Genomic DNA, 18,699 nt, shown 5'->3' on the forward strand with positions numbered 1-18,699 from the left:
CGTTCAGGCTTGTGCTCCGGCGGGCAGATTGCCGCGCACCGGGCTGGTCATGTTGCCCTTGAAATCGGTCCAGCATTCGCGGGTGAAGTCGTACATTTTGCAGTTCTTGGCGGTCTCGAAGTACCACTTCCAAGAGAAGCGCTGCACGATGATGCGGCCGGGCAGCATTTCTTCGAGCTTGGACTGCGCTTGCTTCAAACGGTAAAGCGGGATGCTCATGTCCACATGGTGTGCGGTGTGCTCCATGATGTGGTGCATCAGTGCGCCGATGTTGAACGGAAAGGTCAGGTGCACGGTGGTGGACACAAAGGGCGCAGCCTTGGTCCAGGCGGCCTTGTTGTCATGCCAAGACACTTTGACGTGTGTGTGGTGCACATAGACCACAAAACCGATCATGGTGTTCCAGAAGAAGAAGGGCACGGCAAAACCCAGCAACACAGACAGCCAAACCGATTGGCCGGTGTACACGGCCGCCGCCGCGATGGTGGCGATCCAGAAGGCGCCAAAGAGGCTGACCAGCATGCTGTCCTTGAAGAAAATCGGACGGCGTGTAGGCATGTGGGTCTTGTTGGGGAAGAACTCGCGCTTCCACCAGATCTCGATCATGTAATACAGGCCCGGTGCCCAGCCGCTGCGGTAGGCGCGTTGCAGCAGGCGCTGCATGGGGCTCAGGGCCTCAAACTCTGTCGCTGTCAGGGGTGTCCAGACAAAGTCCACGCCCTTGAGGTTGGTGTAGCCGTGATGCACCACGTTGTGGCCGGTGTCCCACAGGCTGTAGGGCGTCAGCGAGGGCAAAAATGCGATGCGGCCCAGCACCTTGTTGAGTTCGCGGTGGGGCGTCAGGCTTTGGTGGCAAGCGTCGTGGCCGATGATGAACAGGCGGCCAATCACGAAACCGGCGGCCAGCGCGCAAATCACTTTGGCCCAGACGGCATCCAGGGCGATGGTGCCTGTGATCAGGCTGAAAAACAGGGCGTAGTCCAGGATCAACAGCACAAAGGCCCGAACGGTGCTGCGCTCGGACAAGGGGATCAGCCATTCGCGCAAAGTTTTGCGGTGCGGCAAAGGCTGGTCCAAAGAAATGGGCTGGTCAGTGGTCGGTGTGTGCAATGCGGTCATGACGATTCTGTTTAAATAGCTTGAGCGTAAGTTTAGTCGCCCTGACATCTTGTTGGGCTGACAAGGATCAATTGAGGGGCCTCAGAAGGGGGGAATCGGCCTATATCCCTGGATCTCTGGGTTGGGGCGTCGCCCCGCCCTTGCCACCCGGCGTCTGGGGCAGCGCAGCCAAAAGAACCCGTCATGTAACCGATTTCGTGTGAAAATTGAAATCAAATTACATGGAGATCTCTCGAATGACACGTCGTGCCACCAAAATTGTTGCCACCTTAGGCCCTGCTTCCAGCGATCCTGCCCTGCTCGAAGCCATGATCCGCGCCGGGGTCAACGTGGTGCGCCTGAACTTCAGCCACGGCAAGGCGCAGGACCATGTGGACCGCGCCATCTTGGTGCGTGCAGCATCTCAGCGTGCCGGTCGCGAAGTGGCCATCATGGCCGACCTGCAAGGCCCCAAGATCCGCGTGGGCAAGTTTGCCGAAGGCAAAGTGATGTTGGAGCCGGGCGAGCCTTTTGTGCTGGACGCCTCGCGCACCGAACCCGGCGACCTGCAAGGTGTTGGCCTGGACTACAAGGAGCTGCCCCGTGACGTGAAAGCGGGCGACGTGCTCTTGCTCAATGACGGCCTGATCGTGCTGACGGTGAATGCCGTCAGGGGCGAGCAGGTGCACACCACCGTCAAGCTAGGGGGCGAGCTGTCCAACAACAAGGGCATCAACAAACAAGGTGGCGGCCTCACAGCCCCGGCGCTGACTGCCAAGGACATGGACGACATCAAGACCGCCATGAGCCTGCGTGCCGACTATGTGGCGGTGAGCTTTCCCAAAAACGCCACCGACATGGAAATGGCCCGCCAACTGTGCAACGTGGCGGGGGCCGAATACGGTCACAAGCCCGGTTTGATCGCCAAGATTGAACGCGCCGAAGCCATCCCCCACCTCGAAGCCATCCTCAAGGCCAGCGACGGCATCATGGTTGCTCGGGGTGATTTGGCCGTCGAGGTGGGCAACGCCGCCGTGCCTGCGCTGCAAAAACGCATGATCAAGCTGGCCAAGGTGCACGACAAGGTCGTGATCACCGCCACCCAGATGATGGAAAGCATGATCACCAACCCGGTGCCCACCCGCGCCGAGGTGTCCGATGTGGCCAACGCTGTGCTGGATGGCACCGACGCCGTGATGCTGAGTGCCGAGACCGCAGCGGGCAAATACCCGCTTGAAACGGTGGAAGAAATGGCTAAGATTTGTTTGGCTGCCGAAGGCGCTGAAGATGTGTTGCTGGACGCCGATTTCCGCGGCCAGTCTTTCAGCCGCATTGACCAGTCGATCGCCATGGGGGCCTTGTTCACAGCCCACCACCTGGGTGCAAAAGCCATCGTGGCCATGACCGAATCGGGTTCTACTGCACTGTGGATGAGCCGTCACCGGGTGCACATCCCGATCTACGCCCTGACCACTAAATTGACCTCGCAGCGCAAGATGGCCTTGTTTCGCAACGTGCGGCCTTTGTTGATGGACACCAGCGCCGACCGTGACACGGCCCTGGCCGAAGCCGAAACGCACCTGAAAAGCCGGGGCATTGTGGGTTCGGGCGATGTGTACGCCATCACCTGCGGAGAGCCCATGGGATCGCCCGGCGGCACCAACATGCTCAAAATCTGCAAGGTCGCCTGACAGCGAGGGCCTCAAACGGTCCTTCTCGAGGGGCGCGCCAGTCAAGCGCTGGGCCCTTCGGGCTGCTCGCGCAGACCCTGAGTTCGACAGTCGATGGTCTTCAGACGGCTGGGTGGTTCAGCCTTGTGTCAGATCGAAACCTATAAAATCAGGCCTAGTTACAAGCCGGTTACATGCCGGCGAGCCTGAATTTTCAACTTCCCGGGATATACCACCATGGCACTCGTTTCAATGCGCGAGCTGCTGGACCACGCAGCCGTCAACGGCTACGGCATTCCAGCTTTCAACGTCAACAACCTGGAGCAAGTCCAGGCCGTCATGACCGCTGCCGACGAGGTCGGTGCGCCGGTCATCCTGCAGGCCAGCGCGGGCGCTCGCAAATATGCGGGTGAGCCTTTCATCAAACATTTGATTCAAGCCGCAACCGAGCAGTGGCCACACATCCCGCTGGTCATGCACCAAGACCATGGCCAAAGCCCGGCCATTTGCCAAGGCGCCATGAACCTCGGTTTTTCGTCGGTGATGATGGACGGCTCTTTGCTCGAAGACGGCAAAACGCCGGCCGACTTCGCCTACAACGTTGATGTGACGCGCCGTGTGGTCGAGATGGCGCACCAGTTGGGCGTCTCGGTCGAGGGCGAACTCGGTTGCTTGGGCAATCTCGAAACCGGTGAGGCCGGTGAAGAAGACGGCATTGGCGCGGCGGGCAAACTCGACCACAGCCAGATGCTGACCGACCCCGAAGAAGCCGCGCAGTTCGTCAAAGCCACGGGTTTGGACGCGTTGGCCATCGCCATTGGCACTAGCCACGGGGCTTACAAGTTCAGTCGCAAGCCCACGGGCGACATTCTGGCCATCTCGCGCGTCAAAGAAATCCACGCCCGCATCCCCAACACCCATCTGGTGATGCACGGCTCGTCCAGCGTGCCGCAAGAGTTGCTGGCCATGATCAACCAGTACGGTGGTCAGATGAAGCAAACCTACGGCGTGCCGGTCGAGGAAATCCAGGAAGCCATCAAGTTTGGTGTGCGCAAAATCAACATCGACACCGACATCCGCTTGGCCATGACGGCCGCTTGCCGCAAGTTTTTGTTTGAAAACCCCGACAAATTTGATGCCCGCGAATGGCTCAAGCCCGCCCGCGAAGCAGCCAAACAGTTGTGCAAACAGCGCTACCTGGAGTTCGGCTGCGAAGGCCAGGCTCCCAAAATCAAGGGTGAGACTTTGCAAGTGGTCGCTGCCCGCTACGCCAAGGGCGAACTGGCCCAGGTGGTCCGCTGATTCGCGTGACCTGTGGCACCGAAAGTGTGCGGCCGGTCCTGCGATAATTGACCCGAATGGCCCGTTGCCTGTTCAACGGGCCTTTTTCTTTTTTGTTGTTGCTTGACTGTTTTTGCCATGACCTCTGCGCTTCACACCTCGGCCCTGACTTCCTTGCCCTTGCTGGCCCGTGGCAAGGTGCGCGACAACTATGCCGTGGGCGACGACCGCATCCTGATGGTGGCGTCTGACCGCATCAGCGCCTTCGACGTGATCATGGGCGAGCCGATTCCCGGCAAGGGCGTGTTGCTGACGCAAATGGCGCTGTTCTGGTTTGACCAACTCGGCCCCAAGGGCTTGAACATCTGCCCTATCCACCTGACAGGCGATGCCCCCGAGAGCGTGGTGTCGGCCGATGAGGTGCCCCAGGTCAAAGGCCGATCCATGCTGGTCAAGCGCCTCAAACCCATCCCGGTCGAAGCGGTGGTGCGCGGCTACTTGGCCGGCAGCGGTTGGAAGGAATACCAAGACAACCAGGCGGTGTGCGGCGTGAAGTTGCCTGCGGGCCTGAAAAACGCCAGCTTGTTGCCCGAACCCATTTACACACCTGCAGCCAAGGCGGCGGTGGGCGAGCACGACGAAAACATCACCTTCGAGCAAACGGTGGACATGATTGGCGCCGATTTGGCCGGCCGTATCCGCGACATCAGCATCCAGCTGTACAAGGCAGCCCGCGACATTGCCGCGACCAAAGGCATCATCATTGCCGACACCAAGTTCGAGTTTGGTCTGGACACCGACGGCACGCTGGTGTTGATGGACGAGGTGCTGACACCCGACTCTTCGCGTTACTGGCCTGCCGAAAGCTATATGGAAGGGGCCAATCCCCCCAGCTACGACAAGCAGTTTTTGCGCGACTGGCTGGAAACGGCGCAGGTCAATGGCAAGCCCTGGGACAAAACCCCACCAGCACCCCGTTTGCCGCGTGAGGTGATTGAGAAAACGGCCGCCAAATACGAAGAAGCCATGAACAAGCTGATGGCCTGAACCCATTCAGGCATTTTGAAACCCACAAAAAAGGCGCTGCATGGCAGCGCCTTTGACATGGGGGAATGCGAAATCAGCCAGCGAAAGCGAGCAGGGTCATGGCGTCCATGAGCAAAGTGGTGCTGGCCACCAGCATGCTGGCGAAGGCGACAGAGCGGCCCCGTGGGTGCAGTGCGGCCCCCCAGAAGGCCGACAGGCACACCAGTTCCAGGCTGCCGCGCAGCCAAAAGTAGCGGCTGCTGCCCATCAAGCTGGCGGTTTCTGTGCTCATGAGCACGCCATACAGAAAAATGCCTTTGACCAACCAAAGCGCTGCTCCCACATGCAGCACATGCTGCCAGAGGCCGGCGCCCCAACCCGCACCATGCGCAGGTGCCTGTGCAGAACCGAGCAGGCATTGCAGCTCTTCAGGGGTGACCAAGGGTTGAGTACGCGGCATATGAAAATGAATCACAAAGTGGTGTTTTGAATTCTAGGTGCGTAGATCCTTGGACTGTCTTCGGCATGGGGTCATGGCCTTGCAAATCCGTAAGTGTCTGTAACGCCAGGGATGACCTCGCGATTGAAAATGCCATTTGAATCAATTCGCATTGACGTTTTGAGTCATGCGTCTCAGTCGACGGCGATGAAAAAAGCCCGGAAAGCCTGCACAGGGTGCAGCTTGTCCGGGCCTTTGTAGCGCGAAAACGCGGATCGTCAGTTCAGCATCATGCTCAGCTTGCGCCGGTAGCTGGAGATCATGGCCAGCAGCGGGTCTTCTTGCAGGGCGGCTTTGCCCATCAGCTCGATGCCCCCTGCCGATTTGCCTGTGGCGTCTTGTGCCTTGGATTTGGGTGGGGTCATCAGCTCCAGCAGGGCGACAAAGGTTTTGCGCGGCGCTTCGGCGTCCCACTTTTTGTCGCGCATGATGATTTCCAGCAACTCGTCCATGGCCGCTTCCCACTGGCCCACGGCGATCAGCAGGCGGCTTTTGGCAAAGCGGGTTTCAAAGTCGCGCTTGTTATGGCCAATCAGTTCGTCGAATTTCGCCAGTTCCCATTGGCCGCGTGGGTCTTGGCTCACAAACTCCAGTGCATTGAGCCACTGGGTTTGGGCCTCAAAGCGCAAGGGCACCGGGATGCGGCTCATGGTCGGGGCCAGCAAGGCAGCGGCTTCGGCCAGCTCACCCAGTCCGATCAGCAGTTTGACCAAGTCAAAGCGGGCGTCGTCGTTGCCGGGGTCGGTGGCCAGAGCTTGCTCTAGGGCGGCGCGGGCGCTGGGCTCGTCACCCGCTTGCACTGGCTCGTGGGCTTCTTCGGCGGCCGCTTGGGCCTGCAGTGCTTCGGCTGCGGGCAGGTGTTTGTCCAGAAATTGCTTAACTTGGCCTTCGGGCAAAGCGCCCATGAAACCATCGACCGGTTGGCCATTCATCAGCAAGACGCAAGTCGGGATACTTTTGATGCCAAAGGCCTGGGCCAGTTGTTGTTCTTCGTCGGAGTTGATCTTGACCAGTTTGAAGCGGCCTTCGTAGGCGGTTTCTACCTTTTCGAGGACGGGGCCCAGCGATTTACAGGGGCCGCACCACGGCGCCCAAAAGTCCACCAGCACGGGTGTGGTCATGGAGGCTTCGATGACCTCGGCTTCAAAATTTTGTATCGTGACGTCCATCATGGCGGGCAGTGTTCCGGGTTGTGTTTCGGACCCGTGCGGGTGAAACCTTAAAATTCGACATTGATCACGAAAAGCACCCAATGACTCAAGCGCTCATCGGCGTCGTCATGGGTTCCAGCTCCGACTGGGACACCATGCAGCACGCAGTCCAGATTCTCCAACAGTTTGGCATCCCTCACGACGCCCGCGTGGTTTCGGCCCACAGAATGCCGGACGATATGTTTGCCTATGCACAGAGCGCTGCCGAACGGGGCCTGCAGGCCATCATCGCGGGGGCAGGCGGCGCGGCCCATCTGCCCGGCATGATCGCGGCCAAAACCGTGGTGCCTGTGCTGGGCGTGCCGGTGCAAACCAAGGCCCTGTCGGGCGTGGATTCGTTGCACAGCATTGTGCAAATGCCCAAGGGCGTGCCGGTGGCCACCTTTGCGATCGGTGCGGCGGGTGCGGCCAACGCCGCCCTGTTTGCCGTGGCCATGCTGGCTAACCACGACGCGGCGCTGCGCCAAAAGCTCGACGCCTTCCGCGCCGCGCAGACCGAAGCGGCACGCGCCATGACCTTGCCACCTGTGGGCAGCGCATGAGCCGGGCCATCTTGCCGGGGGCCACGGTCAATGGCCAGCCCGCCACGCTGGGCGTGATGGGCGGTGGCCAGTTGGGCCGCATGTTTGTGCACGCGGCGCAAGCCATGGGTTATTTCACCGCCGTGCTCGACCCCGACCCGGCCAGCCCAGCGGGCTTAGTCAGCCACCACCATGTGCAGACCGACTATATGGACGAGCAGGGCCTGGTGCAGTTGGTGCAGTGCTGCGCGGCCATCACCACCGAATTTGAAAACGTGCCTGCGCCTGCCCTCATGACCTTAGGCGCTCAACGCCCGGTGGCGCCCAGCGCCGACGCCGTGGCCATCGCGCAAGACCGCGCGGCAGAAAAAGCCCACTTTGTGCGCTGCGGCGTGCCGGTGGCCCCGCACGCGGTGATCGCCACGCCCGCACAACTGGAAGCCGTGGGCGATGACTTGTTGCCCGGCATTTTGAAGACGGCCCGCATGGGCTACGACGGCAAGGGCCAGATTCGCGTCAAGACCCGCGCAGAACTGGTGGCGGGCTGGGACCAGCTCAAGAACGTGCCCTGTGTGCTCGAAAAAATGCTGCCATTGCAGGCCGAGTGCTCGGTCATCGTGGCGCGTGGGGCCGATGGCCAGATCGTCAACTTTCCGGTGCAGCTGAATCTGCACCGCGAAGGCATCCTGGCGGTGACCAGCGTGTACGAAGGCGCCGTGCCTGCCGAGTTGGCTGCACAAGCCGTGGCCGCGACACGCGCCATTGCCGAAGGCATCCACTACGTGGGCGTGTTGTGCGTGGAGTTTTTCATCCTCGAAGGCGGTCAGCTGGTTGTCAACGAAATGGCCCCGCGCCCGCACAACAGCGGCCATTACACGATGAACGCCTGCGACCAGTCGCAGTTTGAGCTGCAAGTGCGCACCTTGGCCGGTTTGCCGCTGACCCAACCGCGTCAGCATTCGCCCGCCATCATGCTCAACCTGTTGGGCGACCTGTGGCCCCAAGGTGCCAGCCCTGCTTGGGAGCGTGTGCTGGCTTTGCCCGGCACGCATTTGCACCTGTACGGTAAGTTGTCGGCCCGACCTGGTCGCAAGATGGGGCACCTGAACATCACAGGGGCCACACCCGAGGCCGTGCGGGCCACCGCCTTGCAAGCGGCAGCGCTGCTGGGCATTGAAGCGTTCTGACTTCAGCAGCAAGGCGACCATGATCCTGAGTGCCAACGACGCGGCCATTGCCCAAGCCGCGCAAGCCTTGCAAGGCGGCCAGCTGGTTGGCTTGCCCACCGAAACCGTGTACGGCTTGGCGGCCAACGCCACCGACGACGCAGCCGTGGCCCGCATCTTTGTGGCCAAAGGTCGCCCCGCCGACCACCCGCTCATCGTGCATGTGGCCAGCGCTGACCAAGTGCCGGTGTTTGCCGCGCAGGTGCCTGACTTTGCGCAGCGCCTGATCCAGGCTTTTTGGCCCGGCCCCCTGACCCTGATCCTGCCGCGCCAGCCCGGTGTGGCTACGGCTTCCGCCGGGGGGCAAGACTCGATCGGTTTGCGTTGCCCATCGCACCCGGTGGCCCAGGCGCTGCTCAAGGCGGGCTTGGCGCTCGGCGTGCAAGGCGTTTCGGCCCCCAGTGCCAACCGCTTTGGCCGCGTCAGCCCGACCACCGCGGTGCATGTGCAGTCTGAGCTGGGGCCTGACTTGCTGATTTTGGACGGCGGTGAATGCGAAGTGGGCATCGAGTCCACCATCGTGGACTGCACGCGAGGCGAGCCGGTGTTGCTGCGTCCCGGACACATCACCCGGCCCCAAATCGAGGCAGCTTGCGCACGCGCCCTGCGTGACAAAGACGCGTTGGCCCAAGCCGCGCCCCGCGCCTCGGGCACGCTCGAATCACATTACGCGCCCCGAGCCAAAGTGCGCTTGATGTCAGCGCAAGACATCGCTGCCAAGCTGCAGGCCCTGGGGCCGCATGCCCACAATCTGGGGGTGTGGTCGGCTGTGCGCCCTGATGACGGCGCAGGCTTGGGTGCCGGTGTGGTGTGGCGTGCCCAGCCGCAAATGGCCGAGGAAGCTGCACATGCGCTGTTCAGTGTGCTGCGCGATTTGGATGCCCGTGGCGTGCAGCAAATTTGGGTGCAACTGCCGCCCGACACCCCTGATTGGGAAGGTGTGCGCGATCGCTTGCAACGCGCTGCGGCCTGAAAAAGGTTTCAGCGGTACCGCAGCTTCATCACCAAAATCATCAGCGCCAAGGTTGTGGTGATGGTGTTGGCGATGATGATGGGCCAAGCCATCAACAAAATGCCATAGACCAGCCACAGCGCTACGCCCACGGTGAACAGGCTGTACATGCCCAGCGAAATGCCACTCACATCTCGTGTGCGGAAGGTTTGCCAAGCTTGCGGAATGAAGCTGGCTGTGGTGATCAATGCGGCTAAGGAGCCGATCCAGTCAATCAAGGTCATGGGCTTATTGTCGTTGGCCTTTGGTGCTGGGTCGAACGGCTGTTCGCGCACTTTCAAAGTTGTTCTGGTCACGTACCGCCCATTCCAGCAATTGGTCGATGGCGGGGCGGGCTTGGTTGGCGTTGGGGTGGTTGACGATGGCGACAACGGTGTAGCGCTGGCCGCTTTGGCCTTGCACATAACCGGCAACCGACACCACGTCGCGCAGCGAGCCGGTTTTGAGCCAAGCCTTGCCGATCACTGGGGACTGCGGGTTGCGCTCTTTCAGGCGGGCGGTGGTGCCATCGACCCCGGCCAGTGAGAGCGATTGGGCAAAAGCCTGGGCGTGCGGGCCACTGTGGGCCGCTTGCAGCAAAGCCGTCAAAGTCGCCGCGCTGCTGCGTTCGGTGCGCGACAGGCCCGAGCCGTTGTCCAGCGCGGGCTCGTCGAATTCGCTGAACCCCTCGCGCCACCAACGGGACATGCGCAAACGCGAGGCTTCAAAGCGACCGGGTGCGCCCAATTCGCTGGACAGCGTCAAAAACAACTGCTGCGCCATCACGTTGTTGGAAAACTTGTTGATGTCCTGAATGACTTCGGCCAAGGTCAACGAGGGGGCGTCCACCAGCAAGCGTGCCGATGCAGGGCGCAGCCCGTAGCGCACTTGACCACTCAGACGCCCGCCTGCGGCCAGCCACATCGCTTGCATGACGCGGGGCGCATATTGTTCGGGGTCCGGATAGGCCACGGGCCACTCGCGTTCACCACAGCGGGTGGGGTAGCTGCCCGTAAAACGCACTTGCAAAGGCTGGCTGAAGTCGGCTTTGAGCTGGCTGCGCCAATCGCTGCATGGCGCGGCACTGGCAGGCACGTGTGTGGGCGCGTCCATGCCCGCCAAGGGCGGCTCGAAGCGCACCTGCACTGGCCCGTTGGCCGCGTCGGGTGTGAACTTGTAAACCACGGCTTTGAAGTTGAGCAGAAGCCCGTCGGGCGACACGTTGTAAGGGCGCAGTGGTTCGTCGTCAAAGGGCTCGCTGCGTTCACGCACATCAAACACGCTGCGGTCGAGCACGATGTCACCGCGCACCTCGCGCACGCCTGCTGCGACCACCTGGCCCAGAAGATCTTGCAGGCGCTCCAGCACCAATTTGGGATCGCCGCTGCCGCGCACCACCAAGTTGCCTTGCAGCACGCCGTCACGCACCGGGCCATCGGCATAAACGCGGTTGCGCCAGACATAGTCTGGACCCAGCAAGCTCAAGCCCGCATAGGTGGTGAACAGCTTCATGACCGAGGCCGGGTTGCTGGCCGCTTGTGGGCGATGCGACAGGCGCGGGGGCTGCGCATTGGCCCGCTTGCCCGGTGTGTCCGAGGCAGGCAAAGGGGCGATCAGCACACTCAAGGCCGAGGCAGGCACTTGCGCTTGGCGCAGGGCTTTCAGCAGGGCAGGGGGCAGCGCGGTGGGGTGGGCCTGCGCCAAGGGGCCTTGTTTGTGTGGTGTGGGCGCAGTTTCTGCGCTGGCGGGTGTCGGCAGTGTGCTGGTCAAAGCCAACGTCAACGTCAACGCAGCGCACACGGCCATCGACCACACAGGAAAAAGGGGGCGCGTTGCGCGTGAGAAGCTCATTCAGTGAGTCTAATGGTCAGGGCTTGGCACGGCGGGGCCGTATCATTCGGGCCATGCGATTTTCTTCAAAAACCGTGGGCTTGGCCTCGGCGGTCATCACGGTGCTCATCTGGACGGGCTTCATCGTCATTGCGCGTGCGTCGGCGTCTCGGGGCTTGCTGCCTTTGGACATCGCGTTGGCGCGCGTTTTGGGGGCCAGCACCATCTTGCTGCCTTGGGCTTGGTGGCTCATGCGCCCAGCCCGGCAAGCGGGTCAAAAGGTGGGCTCGCTTTACGGCTTGTCGCCTTTGCCTTTGGCCCCCACGGTGCAGGCGGGTTTTTTGGGTGGCTTGCTCTATGCCGTGCTGGCCTATAACGGTTTCTTTTTTGCACCCGCCACGCACGCCTCGGTGCTGATGCCCGGCAGCTTGCCCTTGTGGACCACCTTGTTGGCTTGGCTGGTGTTGCGCGAAAAAATCTCAACGGTCCGTGCGGTGGGTTTGGGCTTCATCGTGCTGGGCGATGTGTTGGTGGGCGGCGCGAGTTTGCTCAAAGCGTTTGAAGGCGGCGAGGTCTGGAAAGGCGATTTGCTGTTCATGACGGCGGCTTGTTGCTGGGCGGGTTACAGCGTGACCGTGCGTCGCCATGGCCTGGACGCGGTGCGCGCCACCATGGCCATCACCGCCTTTGCTTTTGTGAGCTTTGTGCCCGTGTATCTGGTTTTGATCGCCACCGGTATGGTGCCCACCCATTTGATGCAGGTGCCGTGGACCGAGATCTTGTTCCAAGCGGTTTTCCAAGGGGTGGGCTCAGTCGTCATATCAGGCATCACCTTCACGCAAATGGTGCGCCACTTTGGCCCTGTGCGCTCGACCATGATCACGGCCTTGGTGCCAGGTTTGTCGGCCTTGGGCGCGGTCTGGTTTTTGGCTGAGCCGATGCATTGGAATTTGCTGGCGGGGCTGGCGCTGGTGACCGGCGGCATTTTGTTGGGCGTTCGCCAAGCCAAGCCGGTGGTCGTTTTGCCCAACGTGGCCACAGCCGGAGGCAAGCCATGAGCGTTGTCGCAAAAGAAGGGCGTTGGTTGGCTTTTGACACCAGCACCGATGTGCTGTCTTTGGCCGTGGCCCGAGGAGATCGGGTCTGGACGCAAACCCTGCCCGGTGGCGCTCAGGCTTCCAGTGGCCTGATCCCGGCGGTGCTGGCCCTGTTGGCCGAAGCCGACATGCCCCTCGCCTCATTAGACGCGATTGTGTTTGGCCGTGGGCCGGGCTCGTTCACGGGTTTGCGCACGGCCTGTGCCGTGGCGCAAGGCCTCGCGTTTGGTGCCGATTTGCCGGTGCTGCCCGTGGACACTTTGCTGGCTGTGGCCGAAGAGGCGCGGTGGGCGCAGGTGCAAGCAGGTGTGCTTTCAACCGACACCGATGTGACGGTGCTGGCGCTGCTCGATGCCCGCATGGACGAGGTGTACAGCGCCGCCTACCGCTGGCAGGTGGCGCCCGGTCAAACCGAGGGGCGCTGGCAAGAGGTGGCACCTTTGCAGGTCGGTGCGCCTGAAAAGATGGCCATGCCCGAGGGGGCGCGGGTGCTGCTGGCCGGCAATGCGTTTGCCGTTTATGGCGAGCGCCTGCCCGTGGGCGAGCGTTGTGTGGCCTTGCCCACCGCAGCGGCCTTGTTGCGTTTGGCACCGGCCTTGTGGGCGCAGGGGCTGGCGGTGTCGGCCGATCAGGCCATGCCGCTGTATATCCGTGACAAAGTGGCCAACACCACCGCCGAACGCGAGGCCCTGAAGGCCCAGGCCGCGCAGGCGAAGGCGGCAGTTCAGCCATGACCAGTTTGACCACGAAGCCCGACACCACTGCACGCGTCCAACCCTCCGAAACGGTGCGCAATGCGGTCACCCTGGCCCCCATGACCTTGGACCATCTGGACGCCGTCATGGCCATCGAGCAAACGGCCTACAGCCACCCTTGGTCGCGGGGCAATTTTCGCGACTCGCTGAACCCGCTTTTCGATGCTCAATGCCTGTGGCTCGAAGGTGAATTGCTGGCTTACTTTTTGGCCATGCGCGGCTTTGAAGAGATGCACTTGCTCAACATCACCGTGGCACCCGCGCGCCAAGGCCAAGGTTGGGGCCACATGATGCTGGACGCCTTGTCGCTCATGTCGCGTCACGAGGGTGCCCAATGGCTTTGGTTAGAGGTGCGCCAAAGCAACCTGCGCGCTTTGCAGGTGTACGAGCGTTATGGCTTTCGGCAAGTCAGCATCCGCAAGGATTACTATCCGGCAGGCCGCCAGCAGCGTGAGCATGCGGTGGTGATGAGTTTGAAACTGTGAGCCCGAACATGAGCGACCCCACCCGATTTGACCTAGACGACCGCCAACGCGCCATGCTGGCCGAAATGGGTGTGCGCGTGTGGTGGCCACAGCGTGCAGACGATGCGCCATCTGCCGCTCCCCAAGTCAGCCCCTCCGTTGCACTGCATCAGACGCCCGCAGCCGTCGTGCCCGCCATGACGCCACCGAGCACGCGCCCTGCCCCTGTAGTCTCGGCGCAGCCTGCCGTGATCGTGACAGGCCAGCCATTGGCCGAAGGTGTGGACCGCATGGACTGGACCACGCTGCAAGACACAGCCGCCGCCTGCCAAGCCTGCGATTTGTGTGGTCAGCGCAAAAAATCGGTGTTTGGCGTGGGCGATGTGCAAGCCGACTGGATGGTCATTGGCGACCCGCCGGGTGAAGACGAAGAGCAACAAGGCGAGCCTTTTGCCGGTCCGGCCGGACAGTTGCTCGACAACATGCTCAAAGCGGTGGGCTTGGCACGCAAGGCGCAAGGCGCTGGCGGCGTTTACATCACCAGTGCCGTCAAGTGTCGCCCGCCTGGGCGCAATCCGTCGCCGCAAGAACTGAGCACCTGCTCGCCTTATTTGGCACGACAAGTGGCCTTGGTTCAACCCAAAGTCATTTTGGTTATGGGCCGATTTGCCGTTCTATCGGTGTTGCAAAGCTCGGAACCTCTGGGCAAGCTGCGCGGGCAGTTGCACACTTACCAAGGCGTGCCTGTGGTGGCGACCTATCACCCGAGCAGCTTGCTGCGCACGCCGGCAGACAAAGCCAAAGCCTGGGTCGATCTGTTGCTGGCGCTCAAGACGGTTCAAGGCTGAGCAGCCATTCACGATCAGCGGCTCGCTGCCCACGCAGGCAGGTTTGAACCGTCTTTGTGGCAAGTCGCCCCAGTGACCGAATGTTGAAGCGTCAGCTCGTCTGGCGCTTGGGCCAGAGCACGGCCGCGATCGACAACATCATCAAACCCACAGCCGCCCAGTCTTGCCAGTGCAAGACCTCCCCCAGCCCCACTGCGCCGCTGAAAACACCCAGCACCGGGATCAGCATCACGCTCAGGGTAGAGGCCACGGGCGGCAGGCTGCGGGCCAAATAAAACCAGGCGGCTTGTGCAAAGCCAAACACCAGCACCGCATTGAAGGCGATGGCGCCCCAAGTGGCCTCAGACGGGGCATGCCACTGGTCACGTTCTAACAAGACCGCAAGCACAGTCATGACCCCGGTCGTCAAAAACGCCATCCAGAAAGAAATGGCCAAGGTGGGCACGGGCATTTTTGTGCGGCGCAACAGCTGTGTGCCCAAGGCCCAGGTGCTGGCAGCGCCCAAGGCCAGCAGCACGCCCATGGGCTTGCCGCTCAGGTTGGACAGTTCGTGCCAGAGCAGCAAGACCACGCCGACTGACGCGGCCGCCACGCCGCCCCAGGCGCGTTTGGCCAGACGGTCTCCAAACACCAAGGCCCCCAAAACGGCCGAAAACATCGGCATGGTGTAGCCCAAAATCGCCGCCCTTCCGCTGGACAGCGACTGCACCGCCACGATGATCAGACCATGCCAGAAAAACATGTTGAAGGTCGCCAACAAGAGCAACTCGCGCCAATGTTCTCGCCCGATGCGAAACGGCACGCGCTGCACCACCAGCACCAAAGCCAAAACCGGCGTGCCCAGCCACATGCACAAAGCACGAAAGGTCAGCGGCGGAAACCCCGTGACCCCGATTTTCATGATCGGCCAGTTGATACCCCAGACCAGAGTGAGCAAGATCAAAACAGTCCATTGCCGGGATGAGAGTTTGTGCATGGCGGCCATCTTAGCTGTGGCCGTGTGTGTCTGGGTGTTGCCGCCAGCGCCTGCGCCGACCTGCCCTGTCGCCGCTTAAAATGCCCGCATGACCTTTCTCGACATGTTGCGCACCGCCGAGCGCCAAAACGGCTCCATGCTCTGTGTGGGCCTGGACCCTGAGCCCACCAAGTTCCCGGATCGCATCAAGGGCGACTCGAACAAAATTTACGACTTTTGCGCCGCCATCGTGGATGCCACAGCCGATCTGGTCAGCAGCTTCAAACCCCAAATCGCCTACTTTGCAGCCCACCGCGCCGAAGGCCAGCTGGAACGCCTGATGGAACACATGCGCCGCGTGGCCCCCCAGGTGCCGATCATTTTGGACGCCAAGCGCGGCGACATTGGCTCAACCGCCGAGCAATACGCCATCGAAGCCTTTGAGCGCTATGGTGCCGATGCCGTGACCCTCTCGCCCTTCATGGGCTGGGACTCGGTGGCCCCGTATCTGAAGTACCACGGCAAAGGCGCGTTCTTGCTGTGCCGCACCTCCAACCCCGGCGGTGACGATCTGCAAAACCAACGCCTGGCTTCGGTCGAAGGCCAGCCGCTGCTCTACGAGCATGTGGCGCGTTTGGCCCAAGGCCCATGGAACTTGAACGGCCAGCTGGGCTTGGTGGTGGGCGCAACCTACCCCAAAGAGATCGAACGGGTGCGCGAATTGGCCTCCACCGTGCCCTTGCTGATCCCCGGCGTGGGCGCACAAGGCGGCGATGCAGTGGCCACGGTCAAAGCCGGTTGGCGTGCCAACGCCGACGGCAGCAGCGCCGGGCCGATCATCGTCAACTCATCGCGGGCGGTGCTGTATGCATCGAGCGGTGACGACTTTGCAGCGGCTGCCCGCAAGGTCGCGATGCAAACGCGTGAGACGCTGGAAGCAGCCAAGGCCTGAGCCTTGACACTGAACCAGACCCCTAGCGCAAGGGGGCTGGTTTACTGGGTGCGTACCCTCAGCCCTTTGCCGCTTTTTGCGCCTTGTGCACCAGCTTGCGCGCCATGCTCCAGCGGTGCACTTCGCTTGGGCCGTCATAAATCCGGAAGGCCCGCATGTCCATGAAGATGCGCATCACCGGTGTCTCGGCCGTCACGCCTTGGCCGCCCAAAATTTGCACGCAGCGGTCCACCACGCGCCACTCGGCTTCTGAGCAGGCCACTTTGGCTCGGCTGGATTCAAAGCCGCCTTTTTGACCCTGGTCCAACAGCCAGGCGGTGTGCCAGATGTGCAGGCGGGCGGTGTGCAGGTCGATGTCGTTGTCGGCCAACATGAAGCCCACACCTTCGTGCTCGGCCAGCGGTTTGCCAAACGCCTTGCGGCGGCTGGCGTAATCCAGCGCGATGTCATGCGCCCGGCGGGCCTGGCCCAACCAGCGCATGCAGTGAGTCAGCCGTGCCGGGGCCAGTCGCACTTGCGCATACCGAAAGCCTTGACCCACCTCACCCAATACATCGCTGGCCGGCACGCGCAAACGGTCAAAGCACAGCACGCCATGCCCGCCGGTAAAGCAGTTGTCCATGGCATCCATGCTGCGCTCCAGCCGAATGCCCGATTGGTTCATGTCGGTCAAAAACATGGTGGCGGTGCCATCTTCCATGCGGGCCATGACGATGGCGTAATCGGCCCCATCAGCCCCGGTGATGAACCATTTGCGGCCACTGATCAGGTAGTCATCGCCATCGCGCACGGCGGTGGTGGTCAGCATCGACGGGTCCGCCCCCGCGCCCGGGTCGGGCTCGGTCATGGCAAAACATGAGCGGGTGAGCCCGGCCACCTGAGGGCGCAGCCAGCGCTCTTTTTGCGCTGGGGTGGCCACCTCCTCCATCAAGTGGATGTTGCCTTCGTCGGGTGCGTGGATATTGAGCGCGGTCGGCCCCAGGTTGGAGTAACCGGCCTCTTCAAACACCACCGCCTTGGCGATGTGGCTCAGGCCCAGCCCGCCCATCTCGACCGAGGCATGCGGGGTGAGCAGGCCCGCAGCGCGTGCGCGTGCCACCAATTCGCGACGCAGCTCTTCGGAAGGGCCGTGCACACCGTGGCGCGGGTCGTTTTCCAGAGGGATGACCTGTTCGGCGATGAATTGACGGGTGCGCTCGCGCAGTGCTTGCAAGTCTGGGGGGATGTCAAAGTTCATGGAATAGGTGATTCTGAAAAAAGGGTGAAACCAATGGCCATGAACCGATTGGAAAGGCGGGAACATGCTTGCGCTGTCCGGCCTGTGACTCACTGTCGCATTCGGGTTAGTTCTGTGCGAAGCTGAGTGCAGGGCTGTCATCTGCGCGGCTGTCTGATCAAGGGTGAGGTGATAGCCTGTGCTGAACGTATGGGCTGGCTGCGATGCTGTTTGTCGCTATGCCGCCAAGGTAAGCAGCTTAAAAACCACAAGGACAAGCCATGAAGCTTTACACCGCCCACCGCGCCCCCAGCCCCCGCCGAGTGCTGATGTTTTTGGTCGAGAAAAATATCACCGGCATCGAGATGGTCAACCTGGACTTGAACGGCGGTGAGCACCGTCAGCCTGACTATTTGGCCAAGAGCCCGCTGGCCAAAGTGCCTGCGCTGGAGCTGGACGACGGCCGCGTGATCACCGAGACCCGCGCCATTTGCACCTTGCTCGAAGGCCGTTACCCCGAGCCTAACCTGATGGGCGTGGATGGTGACGAGCGCGGCTTTATTGAGATGGCCGACCGGCAGGTGGAGTTGTATTTGCTGGGCGGCATTGCCAATGCCATTCGCCACAGTCACCCGGGCTTGGCCGCTTTGGAAAAACCGCAGTTCCCCGAGTTCGGCCGCTCGCAAGCCGAGAAGGTGCGCGAGGTGGCGAGGGGTTTTGACCAGCGCCTGCTAAGCCAGCCTTGGATCGCTGGCGAGCGCTTCACCATCGCCGACATCACCGCGTTTTGCGCACTGGAGTTTGCACGCGGCTTGATGAAGTTTGTGCCCGGCGATGACGGCATGAGCGCCTTGCAAGCCTGGCGCGACCGGGTCTATGAGCGCCCCAGCGCCAAGGTTTAGGGGTAGGCGCCAACCGCTCCCATCTGTCACGTGCTTCTCTCTGTCACCCCGCTCCCATCTGTCACCCCGGACTTGATCCGGGGTCCATGCCGGTTCAACCATGGATGCCGGATCAAGTCCGGCATGACAGGGCTAAGTGCTGGATCAAGTCCAGCAT

At 61.9% G+C, this 18,699-nt stretch carries 19 protein-coding genes; 12 read left to right on the forward strand and 7 right to left on the reverse strand.

Translation table 11 applies throughout. The features are described 5' to 3' along the window. Positions 1-3: 3 nt before the first annotated feature. Positions 4-1,119: a fatty acid desaturase gene (locus tag BN3544_RS01545; RefSeq protein ID WP_019429717.1), complete on the reverse strand. Its 1,116-nt coding sequence runs from the start codon at positions 1,117-1,119 to the stop codon at positions 4-6. Positions 1,120-1,355: 236 nt separating this feature from the next. On the opposite strand from BN3544_RS01545, the gene pyk reads away from it, so the two are divergent. From pyk to BN3544_RS01560, 3 genes are all read left to right on the forward strand, one after another. After that, the gene (pyk, locus tag BN3544_RS01550; protein WP_019429716.1) at positions 1,356-2,789 is read left to right on the forward strand and encodes a pyruvate kinase; all 1,434 of its coding nucleotides are present in this window, start codon (positions 1,356-1,358) and stop codon (positions 2,787-2,789) included. Between the two features lie 216 nt (positions 2,790-3,005). Then, on the forward strand, positions 3,006-4,070 hold the full coding sequence (gene fba, locus BN3544_RS01555; RefSeq protein WP_026036607.1) for a class II fructose-bisphosphate aldolase: 1,065 nt from the start codon (positions 3,006-3,008) through the stop codon (positions 4,068-4,070). Between the two features lie 117 nt (positions 4,071-4,187). After that, positions 4,188-5,096, forward strand: coding sequence for a phosphoribosylaminoimidazolesuccinocarboxamide synthase (locus BN3544_RS01560; RefSeq protein WP_019429714.1), 909 nt, complete (start codon positions 4,188-4,190; stop codon positions 5,094-5,096). 73 nt (positions 5,097-5,169) lie between these two features. Here the strand turns inward: BN3544_RS01560 and BN3544_RS01565 are convergent, their stop codons facing one another. After that, on the reverse strand, positions 5,170-5,535 hold the full coding sequence (locus BN3544_RS01565) for a hypothetical protein (protein WP_019429713.1): 366 nt from the start codon (positions 5,533-5,535) through the stop codon (positions 5,170-5,172). Positions 5,536-5,792: 257 nt separating this feature from the next. Beyond that, entirely contained in the window at positions 5,793-6,746 is a 954-nt protein-coding gene (gene trxA, locus BN3544_RS01570; RefSeq protein ID WP_019429712.1) for a thioredoxin, read from the reverse strand. Between the two features lie 80 nt (positions 6,747-6,826). On the opposite strand from trxA, the gene purE reads away from it, so the two are divergent. The 3 genes from purE to BN3544_RS01585 are packed head-to-tail and all read left to right on the forward strand — an operon-like array spanning position 6,827 to position 9,505. Beyond that, positions 6,827-7,327: a 5-(carboxyamino)imidazole ribonucleotide mutase gene (purE, locus tag BN3544_RS01575; protein WP_019429711.1), complete on the forward strand. Its 501-nt coding sequence runs from the start codon at positions 6,827-6,829 to the stop codon at positions 7,325-7,327. Continuing rightward, positions 7,324-8,493 carry a 5-(carboxyamino)imidazole ribonucleotide synthase gene (locus BN3544_RS01580; RefSeq protein WP_019429710.1) on the forward strand — a complete coding sequence of 390 codons (1,170 nt, stop codon included), beginning with the start codon at positions 7,324-7,326 and terminating at the stop codon, positions 8,491-8,493. The genes purE and BN3544_RS01580 overlap by 4 nt, the downstream gene beginning before the upstream one ends. A gap of 19 nt (positions 8,494-8,512) precedes the next feature. Further along, positions 8,513-9,505 carry an L-threonylcarbamoyladenylate synthase gene (locus BN3544_RS01585; RefSeq protein ID WP_019429709.1) on the forward strand — a complete coding sequence of 331 codons (993 nt, stop codon included), beginning with the start codon at positions 8,513-8,515 and terminating at the stop codon, positions 9,503-9,505. Positions 9,506-9,513: 8 nt separating this feature from the next. On the opposite strand, the gene BN3544_RS01590 is transcribed toward BN3544_RS01585, so the two are convergent. Continuing rightward, a complete protein-coding gene (locus BN3544_RS01590) occupies positions 9,514-9,768 on the reverse strand; it encodes a SemiSWEET transporter (RefSeq protein WP_019429708.1) in 255 nt (84 codons plus the stop codon). A gap of 4 nt (positions 9,769-9,772) precedes the next feature. After that, positions 9,773-11,374, reverse strand: a complete 1,602-nt coding sequence (gene dacB, locus BN3544_RS01595; protein ID WP_231733884.1) for a D-alanyl-D-alanine carboxypeptidase/D-alanyl-D-alanine endopeptidase — start codon at positions 11,372-11,374, stop codon at positions 9,773-9,775. A gap of 53 nt (positions 11,375-11,427) precedes the next feature. Here dacB and BN3544_RS01600 point away from each other — a divergent pair, with 53 nt between their 5' ends. Genes BN3544_RS01600 through BN3544_RS01615 form a run of 4 tightly spaced genes read left to right on the forward strand, consistent with a single transcriptional unit; the run spans position 11,428 to position 14,517 of the window. Beyond that, complete coding sequence (locus BN3544_RS01600) at positions 11,428-12,411, forward strand: DMT family transporter (protein WP_019429706.1); 984 nt, start codon at positions 11,428-11,430, stop codon at positions 12,409-12,411. Next, entirely contained in the window at positions 12,408-13,184 is a 777-nt protein-coding gene (gene tsaB, locus BN3544_RS01605) for a tRNA (adenosine(37)-N6)-threonylcarbamoyltransferase complex dimerization subunit type 1 TsaB (RefSeq protein ID WP_019429705.1), read from the forward strand. Before BN3544_RS01600 ends, tsaB begins: the two co-directional genes overlap by 4 nt. Further along, positions 13,181-13,690: a ribosomal protein S18-alanine N-acetyltransferase gene (gene rimI, locus BN3544_RS01610; RefSeq protein ID WP_019429704.1), complete on the forward strand. Its 510-nt coding sequence runs from the start codon at positions 13,181-13,183 to the stop codon at positions 13,688-13,690. Before tsaB ends, rimI begins: the two co-directional genes overlap by 4 nt. An 8-nt stretch (positions 13,691-13,698) precedes the next feature. Next, positions 13,699-14,517 carry a uracil-DNA glycosylase gene (locus BN3544_RS01615; protein WP_019429703.1) on the forward strand — a complete coding sequence of 273 codons (819 nt, stop codon included), beginning with the start codon at positions 13,699-13,701 and terminating at the stop codon, positions 14,515-14,517. A 91-nt stretch (positions 14,518-14,608) separates the two neighbouring features. Here BN3544_RS01615 and BN3544_RS01620 read toward each other — a convergent pair whose 3' ends face one another. After that, a complete protein-coding gene (locus BN3544_RS01620; protein WP_026036604.1) occupies positions 14,609-15,493 on the reverse strand; it encodes a DMT family transporter in 885 nt (294 codons plus the stop codon). 88 nt (positions 15,494-15,581) lie between these two features. Here BN3544_RS01620 and pyrF point away from each other — a divergent pair, with 88 nt between their 5' ends. Further along, a complete protein-coding gene (gene pyrF, locus BN3544_RS01625; protein ID WP_026036603.1) occupies positions 15,582-16,424 on the forward strand; it encodes an orotidine-5'-phosphate decarboxylase in 843 nt (280 codons plus the stop codon). Positions 16,425-16,482: 58 nt separating this feature from the next. Here pyrF and BN3544_RS01630 read toward each other — a convergent pair whose 3' ends face one another. After that, positions 16,483-17,661 (reverse strand): acyl-CoA dehydrogenase family protein, encoded by a 1,179-nt coding sequence (locus tag BN3544_RS01630; protein WP_019429700.1) that lies wholly within the window; start codon positions 17,659-17,661, stop codon positions 16,483-16,485. A 260-nt stretch (positions 17,662-17,921) separates the two neighbouring features. Between BN3544_RS01630 and BN3544_RS01635 the strand changes: the two genes are divergently transcribed. Further along, complete coding sequence (locus tag BN3544_RS01635; RefSeq protein ID WP_019429699.1) at positions 17,922-18,542, forward strand: glutathione S-transferase family protein; 621 nt, start codon at positions 17,922-17,924, stop codon at positions 18,540-18,542. Positions 18,543-18,699 lie beyond the last annotated feature (157 nt).

This window comes from Limnohabitans sp. Rim47 (genome assembly GCF_001517545.1).
Classification (GTDB): Bacteria; Pseudomonadota; Gammaproteobacteria; order Burkholderiales; family Burkholderiaceae_C; genus Limnohabitans_A.

Bases quoted from the DNA above. Each gene is read 5' to 3' on its own strand.
- BN3544_RS01545 (WP_019429717.1), bottom strand. From the start codon at position 1,119: ATGACCGCATTGCACACACCGACCACTGACCAGCCCATTTCTTTGGAC.
- rimI (WP_019429704.1), top strand. From the start codon at position 13,181: ATGACCAGTTTGACCACGAAGCCCGACACCACTGCACGCGTCCAACCC.
- BN3544_RS01620 (WP_026036604.1), bottom strand. From the start codon at position 15,493: ATGCACAAACTCTCATCCCGGCAATGGACTGTTTTGATCTTGCTCACT.
- pyrF (WP_026036603.1), top strand. From the start codon at position 15,582: ATGACCTTTCTCGACATGTTGCGCACCGCCGAGCGCCAAAACGGCTCC.
- BN3544_RS01600 (WP_019429706.1), top strand. From the start codon at position 11,428: ATGCGATTTTCTTCAAAAACCGTGGGCTTGGCCTCGGCGGTCATCACG.
- pyk (WP_019429716.1), top strand. From the start codon at position 1,356: ATGACACGTCGTGCCACCAAAATTGTTGCCACCTTAGGCCCTGCTTCC.
- trxA (WP_019429712.1), bottom strand. From the start codon at position 6,746: ATGATGGACGTCACGATACAAAATTTTGAAGCCGAGGTCATCGAAGCC.
- BN3544_RS01580 (WP_019429710.1), top strand. From the start codon at position 7,324: ATGAGCCGGGCCATCTTGCCGGGGGCCACGGTCAATGGCCAGCCCGCC.
- BN3544_RS01590 (WP_019429708.1), bottom strand. From the start codon at position 9,768: ATGACCTTGATTGACTGGATCGGCTCCTTAGCCGCATTGATCACCACA.
- BN3544_RS01630 (WP_019429700.1), bottom strand. From the start codon at position 17,661: ATGAACTTTGACATCCCCCCAGACTTGCAAGCACTGCGCGAGCGCACC.
- BN3544_RS01635 (WP_019429699.1), top strand. From the start codon at position 17,922: ATGAAGCTTTACACCGCCCACCGCGCCCCCAGCCCCCGCCGAGTGCTG.
- BN3544_RS01565 (WP_019429713.1), bottom strand. From the start codon at position 5,535: ATGCCGCGTACTCAACCCTTGGTCACCCCTGAAGAGCTGCAATGCCTG.
- BN3544_RS01585 (WP_019429709.1), top strand. From the start codon at position 8,513: ATGATCCTGAGTGCCAACGACGCGGCCATTGCCCAAGCCGCGCAAGCC.
- tsaB (WP_019429705.1), top strand. From the start codon at position 12,408: ATGAGCGTTGTCGCAAAAGAAGGGCGTTGGTTGGCTTTTGACACCAGC.
- BN3544_RS01560 (WP_019429714.1), top strand. From the start codon at position 4,188: ATGACCTCTGCGCTTCACACCTCGGCCCTGACTTCCTTGCCCTTGCTG.
- dacB (WP_231733884.1), bottom strand. From the start codon at position 11,374: ATGAGCTTCTCACGCGCAACGCGCCCCCTTTTTCCTGTGTGGTCGATG.
- purE (WP_019429711.1), top strand. From the start codon at position 6,827: ATGACTCAAGCGCTCATCGGCGTCGTCATGGGTTCCAGCTCCGACTGG.
- fba (WP_026036607.1), top strand. From the start codon at position 3,006: ATGGCACTCGTTTCAATGCGCGAGCTGCTGGACCACGCAGCCGTCAAC.
- BN3544_RS01615 (WP_019429703.1), top strand. From the start codon at position 13,699: ATGAGCGACCCCACCCGATTTGACCTAGACGACCGCCAACGCGCCATG.